9 protein-coding genes and 1 pseudogene are annotated in these 12,194 nt (G+C 33.5%); 2 read left to right on the top strand and 8 right to left on the bottom strand.

Going from position 1 to position 12,194, the window contains the following annotated elements:
* Positions 1 to 16: 16 nt before the first annotated feature.
* From menC to BM319_RS06785, 4 genes are read right to left on the bottom strand one after another with little or no spacing between them, the layout of a single operon-like run.
* Positions 17 to 1,132, bottom strand: a complete 1,116-nt coding sequence (menC, locus tag BM319_RS06800) for an o-succinylbenzoate synthase (protein ID WP_091021978.1) — start codon at positions 1,130 to 1,132, stop codon at positions 17 to 19.
* 26 nt (positions 1,133 to 1,158) lie between these two features.
* Positions 1,159 to 1,995 (bottom strand): GNAT family N-acetyltransferase, encoded by an 837-nt coding sequence (locus BM319_RS06795; protein WP_091021976.1) that lies wholly within the window; start codon positions 1,993 to 1,995, stop codon positions 1,159 to 1,161.
* Positions 1,970 to 3,145, bottom strand: a complete 1,176-nt coding sequence (locus BM319_RS06790; protein WP_091021974.1) for an amidohydrolase — start codon at positions 3,143 to 3,145, stop codon at positions 1,970 to 1,972. The genes BM319_RS06795 and BM319_RS06790 overlap by 26 nt, the downstream gene beginning before the upstream one ends.
* A gap of 24 nt (positions 3,146 to 3,169) precedes the next feature.
* On the bottom strand, positions 3,170 to 4,024 hold the full coding sequence (locus tag BM319_RS06785) for a MurR/RpiR family transcriptional regulator (protein WP_091021972.1): 855 nt from the start codon (positions 4,022 to 4,024) through the stop codon (positions 3,170 to 3,172).
* A 318-nt stretch (positions 4,025 to 4,342) separates the two neighbouring features.
* Here BM319_RS06785 and BM319_RS06780 point away from each other — a divergent pair, with 318 nt between their 5' ends.
* Both BM319_RS06780 and BM319_RS06775 read left to right on the top strand, forming a co-directional pair.
* The gene (locus tag BM319_RS06780; RefSeq protein ID WP_091021970.1) at positions 4,343 to 5,452 is read left to right on the top strand and encodes a glycosyltransferase family 4 protein; all 1,110 of its coding nucleotides are present in this window, start codon (positions 4,343 to 4,345) and stop codon (positions 5,450 to 5,452) included.
* Positions 5,445 to 6,227 carry a HipA family kinase gene (locus tag BM319_RS06775; RefSeq protein WP_069035449.1) on the top strand — a complete coding sequence of 261 codons (783 nt, stop codon included), beginning with the start codon at positions 5,445 to 5,447 and terminating at the stop codon, positions 6,225 to 6,227. The genes BM319_RS06780 and BM319_RS06775 overlap by 8 nt, the downstream gene beginning before the upstream one ends.
* Positions 6,228 to 6,272: 45 nt before the next feature.
* On the opposite strand, the gene BM319_RS06770 is transcribed toward BM319_RS06775, so the two are convergent.
* The 4 genes and pseudogenes from BM319_RS06770 to BM319_RS06755 form a co-directional block, all read right to left on the bottom strand.
* A complete protein-coding gene (locus tag BM319_RS06770; RefSeq protein ID WP_091021968.1) occupies positions 6,273 to 7,583 on the bottom strand; it encodes a UDP-glucose dehydrogenase family protein in 1,311 nt (436 codons plus the stop codon).
* Position 7,584: 1 nt separating this feature from the next.
* Positions 7,585 to 8,496: a UTP--glucose-1-phosphate uridylyltransferase GalU gene (gene galU / locus BM319_RS06765; protein WP_069035447.1), complete on the bottom strand. Its 912-nt coding sequence runs from the start codon at positions 8,494 to 8,496 to the stop codon at positions 7,585 to 7,587.
* Between the two features lie 1,298 nt (positions 8,497 to 9,794).
* Positions 9,795 to 10,961: pseudogene (locus BM319_RS06760) on the bottom strand (glycosyltransferase family 4 protein); the annotation flags it as partial.
* Positions 10,958 to 12,055, bottom strand: coding sequence for a CotS family spore coat protein (locus tag BM319_RS06755; RefSeq protein ID WP_091021964.1), 1,098 nt, complete (start codon positions 12,053 to 12,055; stop codon positions 10,958 to 10,960). The pseudogene BM319_RS06760 and the gene BM319_RS06755, both read right to left, overlap by 4 nt.
* Positions 12,056 to 12,194: the final 139 nt, after the last annotated feature.

The raw sequence follows: 12,194 nt of genomic DNA, 5'->3' as shown, positions 1-12,194 counted from the left end.
TCCATCCCCCTTGTATTTAATTCTTATTGTAAACTTTCGTACTGATTGTATATTTTTCAATATTTTGCATGTGTGGGTCATACCCGATACCTGGTTTTGTTGGTACGGTGATCATTCCATTTTCTACAGTTACTTCTGGTTCGATTATGTCTTCTGCCCAGTATAATGCAGATGCCGCAGTGTCTCCAGGTAGAATGAAGTTCGGTAATGATGTGATTGCAATATTATGGGCTCTTCCAATTCCTGATTCTAGCATTCCACCGCACCATAATGGAATTCCATTTTCCTGGCATAGATCATGTATTTTTCTTGATTGAGTTAGTCCCCCAACTCGACCAATTTTAATATTAATAATTTTACAGCTTCCTAGCTTTATTGCTTTTCTAGCATCTTCTAGTGAGTGAATACTCTCGTCTAAACAGATTGGCGTTTTCATTCTTTCTTGTAAATCTGCGTGATCGATAATATCGTTGTATGCAAGTGGTTGTTCAATCATCATTAAATTATAATCATCTAATGCAATTAATTGATCCATATCAGATAATGTGTATGCTGAATTAGCATCCGCCATTAAAGGAATAGTTGGATAAACTTTTCGTACTTTATCAATCAGTTCAAGATCCCAGCCTGGTTTAATTTTTAATTTAAATCTCTTATAGCCTTCTGCAAGTCGGTTTTCGATAATGTTAATTGTTGAATCGATTGAATCTTGAATTCCAATGCTTACTCCTACTTCGATTTCCTTTTTAGTTCCACCTAACGCAGTTGAAAGTGAGATATTTTCTTGCTTAGCATAAAGATCCCAAATTGCGCCTTCTATGGCAGCTTTGGCCATATAGTTCCCACGTATATGTGAGAAATACTTTTCGGAAATTTCGTCTGGATGGTTAATTTCATTATTTAACACGATTGGAATTAAATAATCTTCTAGAATATGCCAATTTGTTTTTAAAGTTTCTTCATTATAAAGCGGATCAAGCATAGCAACTGATTCAGCCCAACCTGATATTCCGTCTTCGCTTATCGCTTCTAATAGAATAAATTCACGGTCATATTCAGTACCAAAGCTCGTTGTAAATGGATGCAATAAATCTAGCTTCATATGGCGTAATATTATTTTTTTAATTTTCATTTCCGAACTCTCCCTTATTTTCCTTTTTATTTTTTTAGTACATAAAAATGAACTGGCATTTCCGAGTCTGAATTCTTATAAAATCCACTGACTTTCCATCCGCTTTGAAATAATTTTTTAAAGGACTCTCTAGTAAGCATTCGCCACTGCGTTGCAATTTTACTATTCGTTTCTCTAATTGTTCGGAAATCCTTTGGTACTGCAACAAAGGCTAGATCGTTATTATCTAGGGAATCATTTTTAATCGGCACTGGTAATCCGTCATTATTTTCTTCCCATTTAATAAGCGAATTTTTAACTGCTTCATCTAGTTCAAATGGTCTCAAATTCTCCTTTTCCTCTTTTGCAATATACCATTCAACTAAAAAACGATCAGATGGAATTCCACTATTCAATAAGTCTTCCATTTCTCCATAGCAGTTTTCAATATACGTACTACATACTCCACCTAACTTAGAAATATTTAAATAGCCATTTGCGGTTTCTAATGGATCATAAGTCCAAGTAATCAGTTTATAGCCGAGTTTAAGCGCTTCTTCTCGCTGAGCAATTTTAAGTAGTTTTCCAAGCCCTTTATTACGAAATTCTTGATCAATTCCAAGCATATGAGAACAAAGATAAACATTTTGTCCATCATAACCAGGAAAACTATATTGAAATCCAATTAGTTTATCGTCAAAATATGCACCTAAAACTAAGCCACCATTTTTTGCAGCTGTAATTGTTTGATGCGTGGGAATTGAATCTTCAAAACCCCAAATTTTAGATTCTAGTTCTCGTACCTGCCCCATTTCTTCGATGGAATGTAGAGCACGGATCTTAATTCCTGTATTAACTTCAGAATGATTCAGTTTGTTTAGCATTTGCCTCACCTCTTAATTGTTCTTGTTCTGATGCTAATAAAACCGTTTGAGTTAAAATTTTCGCTCCATAATGAAGTGCTTCTAAATTAAAACTCATATGAGGATGATGTAACCCCGGAGTTAATCCACATCCTAAACCGACCATTGTAGCCGCAATTTGAGGATATTTATTTGTATAGAAATGGAAATCCTCACCACCATTTGAAATGCATTCAGGCACTAAGTTTTCATGTCCGATCACTTCAGCAATGGCTCTTTCGGTAATTTTTATTGCCTGCTCGTTTTGTACGGCCGCTGGAACAAACTCTTCCATAGACCACGAAATTTTAGCTTTTGTTTCAATCATCGTTTCCTCAAAAACCTCTACAGTGCGGGCGTTTAATTGATTCATAATGTCATTTGTTTGCGCTCTAACATCAAGTGAAAACTTTACCGTTTCTGGTATCGTATTTGATGCTTCATTTTCAGTTTGAATTTGGGTCATTTTAATCGAATGAGGGATATCCGTATTTAAATTTATTCGTTTTAATTTATTGACTATTTCAGCAGCTACTTCAATCGCATTAATACCATCTTGTGGTCTAGATGCGTGAGCCTGAATCCCTCGAATTGTGCCTTTAATCGTTTCAGCAGATCCATGTATGATTACTGGAGATGCCTTTTGAAAAGGTACTTCTCTTTCTGGTCTTAAGTGTACGCCAAACAATGAAATGACATTGTCTAATGCACCATCTTCCATCATTTGAAGAGCTCCTTCACCTTTTTCTTCGGCTGGCTGGAAGATAAATCGAATCGTATGTTTTGGCTTTATACCACTTGCAGATATCGCCAACGCTGCATATAAAACCATCGTACTATGAGCATCATGACCACATGAGTGGTTTGCCATCACAACACCATCAACTTCTTGTACTAGTGCATCCATATCAGCTCTTAGCGCAACAACTGTATCGTTTTGCCCCTTAATTTCAGCAATAAATCCAAAATGATTTTTAAACGTTTTAATCTCAACTTCTGCATAATTTAGTCGTTCTCTTAAATACTTTGCTGTTTTTTCTTCGTGCCAACTAGGCTCAGCTAGCTTATGTAAATCCTGGTAAGTTTGTAAAATAGTTTCTTTATTATGATCTAGATAAGATTGTGGATTCATACGATTTTCTCCTAACTGTTTTTTCTATTCTATAAACACTTCATAGGTAGAATAAATTTTTTCCAATTTTTGTTGATACATTTGAATTCTTTTTTGGTCTTTTTCATATAATCCCGCAATCACTAAATTTAATAGACTAATAACTGATGCTACCGAGTTAGAACCACTTTCCACATTTTCTTCTGTAGTTAGAACAATATCTGCAATTCGTCCAATTGGTGATAATAATCGATCTGTGACTGAAATTAAACTTACTCCATTTTCTTTCGTACATTCTGCAATTGTTAATGTTTCCTTTGCATACCTTGGAAAAGAAAATGCAACAACAACTGATTTTTCTGTTAAATTACAAAACTTTTCATAAAAGTCACCTGCTGGAGAACAATACAATACGTTACTTCTAATTGAGCTTAACGTATTCGAAAACCAGTATGCAGCTATATGAGATACTCGATGACCAACTATTAACACTTGATCAGCGTCTATAATTGCTTCAATAGCTTTTGAAATTTCCTTAATATTTGAAGGTTGTAATAAATTTCTTAAAATATTTACTTCATTTTCGATAATTTTTGTAAAAGTATTTTGTCCTTCTGCATTTTTTAACTCTTCTTTTTCTTTTATATAATCGGCTTTATTTAAATGAAGAAACTCATTTTGAACACATAACTGCATATCACTGAAGCCTTCAAATTCGAGTGCATATGAAAGTCGAATGACCGTTGTTTCACTTACTTCAGCTTTTTTTCCAATTTGATAAGCCGTTTTAAAAGCACATTCCTCAAGATTTTCAATCATATGTGTCGCTACTTTTTTTTGCCCTGGTGATAATTGTGAAAATTTTTCCTTAACTAACAATTTAAAATTAGGTCGCTCCATTATTTTTTAATCCTTCCAGTGTTGAAGTTTATCCTTCATTAATTTTAAAAGTTGCAGTCAATACTTCTTTTTCTTATACATTATCATATCCCTAAATGCTGAGCAAGGAAAAATAGAAGTAAGTTTTCCTGCTTTTAACCTAATAAATATTTGTAGTTAGTAGTTAATTGCCCTTACAATTTACCTCAATTTGAATTAACTAAAATAGGACTACTATTCAAGATTTGAATCCGGTAAAAAGCCGTATTCGTGTATACAATTAGTTTTCAAATCGGTTTAAACGTTATTTGTATACCCTAAAACCAAGGAGGGGAAAATTTGAAAGTCTTAATAATCTGGCGTCTCTTAACAGTTGGTGGAGTAAATGCTGGCTGGAGGAATCGTTCAATTTATTTTAAAAAGTTTGGAATTGATACTGAGTTTCTATACACAACAGATCATGGTGGATTACACATAATGGAAGATGTTGCACCTGTCTATTTAACGAAGGACGAAAACGAAATTATTGATATTATTAAAAACAATGCATATGACGCAATCATTGTAGTAGATACGGGTTCTGCATATAAGTGGTTACAAAAAGCTAAATATAAAGGTCCAGTAATTGTAGAAGCACGTACGCCCGAGCTTATAAAACTACAACCTCATTTAAAGAAATTCAGATCCATTGAACCTGTTTCTATAATTGTTCCTTCTAATTATCAAAAAAGATTAGTTTCCATCTTAACAGATAATATCCCCATTAAAGTAATCTACAATGGTGTTGATACATCATTTTTCCATCCATTAGCAGGGGATGAGATCGCAATCGAAAATAATCCAATCCTTCCAAACAATAAAAAAATTGTGTGCTGTATCGGTAGAGTGGATAAACGAAAAAACTGGCCAATGTTAATTGAAATTGCAAAATTGATAAAAAGTGAACGGTCCGATATTGAAATTTGGTTAATTGGAGGAGCCCAAAGTGTTCAGCGAGAGGACTTTGCATTAGCTTGGAAGGAAGAAGGCCTAACCGATATCATTAAATGGTTTCCGGTTATTCCTTATCAACAAATGCCCCATGTATACGCAAAAGTACTTCAATCTGGTGGTTGTACAATCGCAACTACAAAAGTAGAATCATTTGGGAATACCTTTATTGAGTCTATGGCATGTGGTGTGCCAGTTGTTGCTTCTAATATAATGCCTATTTCGGAAATCGTTCTTCAAGGTGAAACAGGTATGCTGTTTCGAGGACATGATGTTCAAGATGCTGTTAAAAAAATATATTCAATCGTTGATAATAAGAAGTTTCATGAAAAGCTATCGCAAAATGCAATCAACCATGTTGAAAATAATTTTGCTATTCATAAAGTAGCCGATATTTATCGTGAATATCTTCTGAAATTTGGTAAAGGCAAAAATAGTGATGTGATTCAAAATGATTGAACCAGTTTCCTATATTAAAAAACTAGAAGGAAAATCCAATGCTCATTTAATTACATTTAGTGATGGTAGAGATTATGTTGTGAAATATTTTCGGTCTGGATTTGAGAAAACATTACCAAACGAATGGGTTGCCTATTGCATTGCTAGATTTTTAGATCTACCAGTTCCTTTTGCTCAAATCGTATCAATTCCTGAAGAATTTTCAAAAACAATACCGGATTTAGTCATGGAAGAAGTTCAACATTCAAAGTTTCAATTTGCTTCTTTATATGTACCTGAAACGTTAAATGGACATCAAGTTGTATCAGTTCCTAGTATTTTAAATAACAATCAGCTCGCAGGTATCATTTTATTCGATTATTGGCTCTGTAATGGAGATCGTACTCGAAAAAATATTTTACTTCGCGAAGAAAATTTAGATCAATTTAAACTTTGGATCATTGACCATGCTGAAGCATTTGGCTCCTATAGCTGGTTAACTTCAGAGTTAGAAACTTTGCCTCAAAATATTATGAAAAGTTCAACTCATCAATTCATGTCCCAATATATAAAAAGTGAAGAAGAATTTAATGAACAACTTCAGATCATCCAAAGATTCCCGGTACTGCTTTTAGAAGAAATTGTAGAAGTAATACCTGATGATTGGTTATTATCAAAGGAAGACAAAAAGGCAATTGTAGGCAGATTAGTAAATCGTAGAAAAAAAATTCTCCCTTATCTTAAACATAAATTCGTCAAATCGATTTACCGTCCTTTACATGAACAAAATGAGTAAAATAATAAAAACGACTTCAATTAAGTTTGAAGTCGTTTTTCATTTTTATTGAATTATGGAAGGTTTACCAACTGGGTAATATTCTATTTTCTCACAATCTCTTATTTTTTCTTCCCTCAGACAGTTTCTTCCGTCAAAAATGATTGGATTCTTCATTTTCATTAATATGCTAGGTAAGTCAAGTTCTCTAAATTCTCTCCACTCAGTAACAATAAAAATTGCATCTGTATCCGTTACACATTCATTTATTGAACTAGCGAACGTTAATTTGCTACCTAGAATTTTTTTTGCGTTTTCAATTGCAACAGGGTCATACGCAATGACTTCTGCCCCTAATTCTGTTAAAGAATTTATGATATTGATAGAAGGTGCTTCTCTCATATCGTCTGTATCTGGTTTAAACGATAATCCTAGACATGCAATCTTCTTCCCTTTTAATATACCAAATCGTTCAATTGCTTTCTTTACCAGTAATTCACGTTGATAATTATTAATAGAAATAGTTTCCTTCAGAAAACCAAATTCAACCCCATTTATCCCGGCTGTATGCAATAATGCTTTAACATCCTTTGGGAAACAAGAGCCGCCATAACCTATTCCAGCATATAAAAATGCTTCACCAATTCGTTTATCTTTCCCCATTCCTTTAGCTACATCTTCTACATTTGCACCGAGTGCTTCACATAGATTAGCAATTTCATTGATATAACTTATTTTGCTAGCTAAAAATGCATTTGATGCATATTTAATCATTTCTGCACTACGAATGCTAGTAATTAAAATCGGTACATTTAATGGTTTATACATTTCTTCAACAATTCTAGCAGACTCTTGATTATTGCTACCGATAATGATTCGATCTGCTTCCATCGTATCTTTAATTGCCGAACCTTGTCTTAGAAACTCTGGATTTGAAACAACATCAACTACAATATCTTTACTGCAATTTTGTTGAATAATTTCCTTTACGACTTCATTCGTTCCAACTGGAACAGTACTTTTTATTGCAATAATTACGTCTTGTTTAATATTTTTTGCGATATCAATCGCTGCACCCTCAAGATAGGATAAATTTGCGGCCCCATCTTCTCTTTGAGGGGTACCTACTGCAACGATAATAACCTTAGCATCTTCTAACCCCTTATCGTATGAAGTTGTAAATGATAATCTTCCTAACTTAATATTATTAATTATTAACTCTTCAATTCCTGGTTCATAAATTGGAGAAATACCTGCACACAAATTTTTTATTTTAAGTTCATTTATATCAATACAAGTTACTGAGTGACCAATCTCTGCTAAACAGACTCCTGTTGTTAAACCGACATAGCCCGTACCTAATATAGAAATTTTCAAGTCAATCCACTTCCTGATTCTTCATATTTAGAGCATGATCAGATATGACCTCATTTAAGAAAGCGATTACCTCATCTTTTATATCTTCTCTATTAATCGCAAAATCAATTGTAGCCATTATAAATCCAATTTTATGTCCGATATCATATCGTTTACCTTCGAAATTATATGCTAAGACAAATTGATTTTTATTTAATTCATTAATCGCATCTGTTAATTGTAATTCACAGCCTTGTCCCACAGAAATTGTTGCTAAAATGTCAAAAATCTCTGGAGTAAGGATGTAACGTCCCATAATTGCATAATTTGATGGGGCATCTTTCAATTTTGGTTTTTCTACTAGACACTCAACTTGAAATAGATTTGTGTTTGTATCGTAAGTACTTTCTTTTTGTTTGATAACACCATATTTACTTACTTCTTCATCAGGAACATTCTGAACAGCAATAACCGGGGCATTATATTTCTCGTAAACATTAATAATTTGCTGTAAGCAAGGTGTTGTAGACATAACGATGTCATCTCCTAACAAAACAGCAAATGGTTCATCTCCTATAAAACTCTTAGCACATAATATTGCGTCTCCTAATCCTTTCGGTTCCTTTTGACGCACATAAAAGATTTTCACCATATTGGATATTTTCTGCATTTCTTCCAAAACAGTTAGCTTGTTTTTTCGAGATAATGATTCTTCTAATTCATATGATTTATCAAAATGATCCTCGATTGCTCGCTTGCCTCTACCACTAATAATAATGATTTCTTCAATTCCAGAAGCAACAGCTTCTTCAACGATATATTGAATAGTTGGCTTATCAACTATAGGTAACATTTCTTTTGGCAACGCTTTTGTTGCTGGCAAAAAACGTGTCCCGAGACCAGCAGCGGGAATAATAGCCTTGCGGATTTTCATTTGACTTGCCTCCAAACATTTGTTCATTCTACTTTATATGTAAATGAAGGAGGTCTTGTCACCATATATACCTATTATGTTTAGAAAGTTTATGTCTTAAAAACTAGAGTTTTTTCGCCTATAAATTTATTTTCAAGACATTAAACCAACCTATTAAAAGATAGTGTTTATAGGTATTCTTGCACCAAAATAAATTTATTTAAGAGACTTTTCTTGTTACTTGAATCCATGTTTGAATCAGTATGACATATGCGATTTGAAGATTAGTTGCCTCGGCATGGGCAATCATTGTGCTAATTTAAACGTTATTTAAGAGAGATTATTCATCCTCGCTATTGCCATTCCTTTCACTTAGATAGGCGTTAATCAACCGATTTAAACCTTTAGCTAAACCAAATTTGCTGTTCATGTTAATTAACCTTTATTACGCTATTTTTAGCGTTAATTTGGCCATTTTTGTCGTTCAAGGAGTGTTATTTGTTGTCCATTCATTGCATCAGTTTTGGCGTTAATTTAGCCATTTTAACTTTAATTGAGCGGTGTTCGTAACTTGATCAGCAGCGTTCACTTGTTTCATAAGTTGCTCTATTTGGAACACGGTCATCAATAAATAATTTTCAAACTAAAAAAGGCTACCTCAAAAGTCTTTAAACTTATGAGACAGCCTCTTTCTATTTAGACAAATTCCTCAAAAAAATGATCTTTTAACGATTTCTGTTTCTATGCATTTCAATGACGCTAGGAATTTTCTTCAATCTAAAAGGTTCTGAATTAGTATTAGATAGATTGTTAACCCTATTTTCTACTCTACTTACTTCATTTGCATATGGTCTTTGGTTTAAGTTTAGGTTTGAATTTGAGGTTGCATTATTTACACCCTGATCAGTTACTCTTCTAATCCTTAATCTTGGATTCGTATTAGTTGAAAATTCTTCCGTTACTTTTGCGACTACTTTTTCTTTAGGAACTAATTTTGCTTTCTCAACTAGGATTGCTAGCAATTCTTCAAGAGTTTTGATTTCGGACTGAGTTACTGGTTTTGGTACTTCTACTATTGATTCAGTAGTTTTTTCTATTTCAATAGTTGGTTTTATTTCTACAGTTGGTTCGATTACTTCACTGATTTCTGTCGTAGGTTGTTCGATTACTTCACTGATTTCTGTCGTAGGTTGTTCGATTACTTCACTGATTTCTGTCGTAGGTTGTTCGATTACTTCAGATACATTATTATTAGCTACATTCAACTCTGTATTTTGTACTGCAGTTTTAAATAATGTTTGAGGTTCATATTGTTCTAATTGTTCTGATGTAATAGATGAGGCATATTCAGTTTGGCTCCATGTAGATAGTATCTCATTTGCTACACGACTCCATAAATATTTAGTAACTGCAAGTTCTCTACCTTTTATTCCCATATTCTTCATTAGCGTTTTGTTTGATAATATTTCTGTAATTTTGGTAGCGAATTCATCTGGATCAACTGGATTTTCTACGATTAATCCATTTTCACCTGGAATAATGACTTCAGGATTTCCACCTCGAGCAGTTGTTACAATTGGAAGACCTGCTGCCATCGCTTCATAGTGAACCCTTGCAAGAGGCTCTTGCCATAATGAAGTACAGACAAATAAATCTGCTACTGCAAACCAGTTGTGTATTTCAAAAGGTGATACAAAACCTGTTGTAATAATCGGTACATCTTGTTTTTTTGCGATAGCACGAATATAAGCAACATAATCTGTCACATTGTTTTGACTAAACCAATTGCTTCCTACAATGACTAAAGCTAAATCTTTGAAGTTTTTTGAAAGTGTTGGCAATGCTCTAATTAGACGGTCTACGCCTTTGTTTTCTGAAAGTCTTCCTGCAAATAAAATAACTGTTTTATTTTCTAAACCATACTCTTTTCTAAGTGTGTTTCTTGTACTAATCATTTTAGGATCATTACCAGGTAAGAAACGGTCAGAATCAACACCTGAGTAGATCGTTCTAATTTTATTTGCACTTTGAGGATAAAGTTCACGAATTACATTTCCTACATAATCACTTACTGTAACGATACTTGAAACTTCTTCTAATACTAAATTCGCTTCATCAACAGCAATTTTCCCAATATTAAACATGTCATTATGCATACTTAACGTAATCTTTGAATTTGGTGCTACTTTTCTAATCGGAAGAACAAGACGTGGTCTGTTAAAAATGTGGATTAAATCAAATTGATTTCCTTTAATGTATTCAACTACACCTTCACGATATAGTTCTAATACTTTCCCTGGTACACGTACATAATTTACACCGTCGATTGTTTCTTCATCTGGTAATGTTGGATCATTAACGCCTAGTACTGTTATATCGTGTACTTTACTTAAATAAGGTAAACTTCCTGCAATATAAGTTTGAATCGCACCACCTAAAACTGGAGGCACTGGTAGGTTTTCTGTACATACCATTAATATTTTCATTCTTTTCCACTCCAGTCGTTGCGAACTTCATTCAATGTTGCCCATTTTGACTGCTCTAAGTCAACAATTGATTGAATTAATTGTTTAGTAGTTTCACCTAAAAATAATTCTGGTTCATAAAGTACTTCTTTAATATTCTTATAAAATTCATTTGGCATTGAAAAATCAATCATTAATACATCATATAATTCTTTAGAAATTGGATTAGCTTCGTGATATGCGTTAATCATTTCCCTTACCCATGTAGCATCCCAAGCGAATAAATCAGACATTGTACCAGATATTAGTTTTCTAAGGTCACGAATTGGCAAATCATATGCAACTCCATCTAAATCTATGATCCACATTCCATTTGGACCCATTTGACCATTCGACCATCCGTAATCTTGGTGAACTAAGCCCCAGCTCGCATTTCCTTCATTCACCATATTAAAGTAACCTGAATTATTTAGATCTTCCATACTCTTTCTTGCTTGTTCTTGAAATATATCTACTACATTTAATAAATCCTGACTAGCAGGCATTTCTTCATAAGCCAAGGCAATTGTTCTGAACCAATTCATTTTGTTATATACTTTTTCATAGCTTTTTGGCCATTTGTGCAATCTTGATGCAATTTCTGCTTGGATCGGTGGTACATAACCTTTACTTAATCGATGAAACTCACCAAGAGCATAACATAACTGCTTAGCACCTTCTAAATCTTTAGAAACTGGTGCCAGCTCTTCAATCCATTCTGCAACGAACCATAGCTTTCCACCTGCTTCTACATACTCCTCGCCATCTCTAGTTCGTACGATGCTTGGAACTCTAGCCTGCTGAACCTCAACTAAATACTTCTGAGCTCCTAAACTAAACATACTTCTAGTAGGTCTTCTGTGTAAAAGCTTAAAACTTTTTGGTCCATCGTTTGTTTCAATTTTCCAAATTGCTCCGCCTTTGTCAGCTTTCGTCGTTATTACTTGCATGCTATTTACTTGAAGATCATAAAACTTAAGTACTTCAAGCCCAATTTTTTCAATATATTCTGGCACATAGAATTCATCATGAATAAGCTCATCGACAATCCATGGCTCAATAATTATATTATTCAATTTCTCCCTCCTACTTTTTTAGAGCCCATAAAAAAATTCACATTTCTTTTTAATGAAATGTAATAAATAGTTGCATATTTACTTTTATTGCCCTAAGTGTATTTAGACCTAATGTAATCATATGATTTTGTCCAAGTAT

This window comes from Bacillus sp. UNCCL81 (assembly GCF_900112535.1).
Lineage (GTDB): Bacteria > Bacillota > Bacilli > Bacillales > Bacillaceae_G > Gottfriedia > Gottfriedia luciferensis_B.
This window is presented reverse-complemented; position numbering and strand designations above follow the sequence as displayed.

Coding starts and splice junctions, on each gene's coding strand:
- menC (WP_091021978.1), bottom strand. CDS start 1,132: ATGAAAATTAAAAAAATAATATTACGCCATATGAAGCTAGATTTATTG.
- galU (WP_069035447.1), bottom strand. CDS start 8,496: ATGAAAATCCGCAAGGCTATTATTCCCGCTGCTGGTCTCGGGACACGT.
- BM319_RS06785 (WP_091021972.1), bottom strand. CDS start 4,024: ATGGAGCGACCTAATTTTAAATTGTTAGTTAAGGAAAAATTTTCACAA.
- BM319_RS06795 (WP_091021976.1), bottom strand. CDS start 1,995: ATGCTAAACAAACTGAATCATTCTGAAGTTAATACAGGAATTAAGATC.
- BM319_RS06790 (WP_091021974.1), bottom strand. CDS start 3,145: ATGAATCCACAATCTTATCTAGATCATAATAAAGAAACTATTTTACAA.
- BM319_RS06775 (WP_069035449.1), top strand. CDS start 5,445: ATGATTGAACCAGTTTCCTATATTAAAAAACTAGAAGGAAAATCCAAT.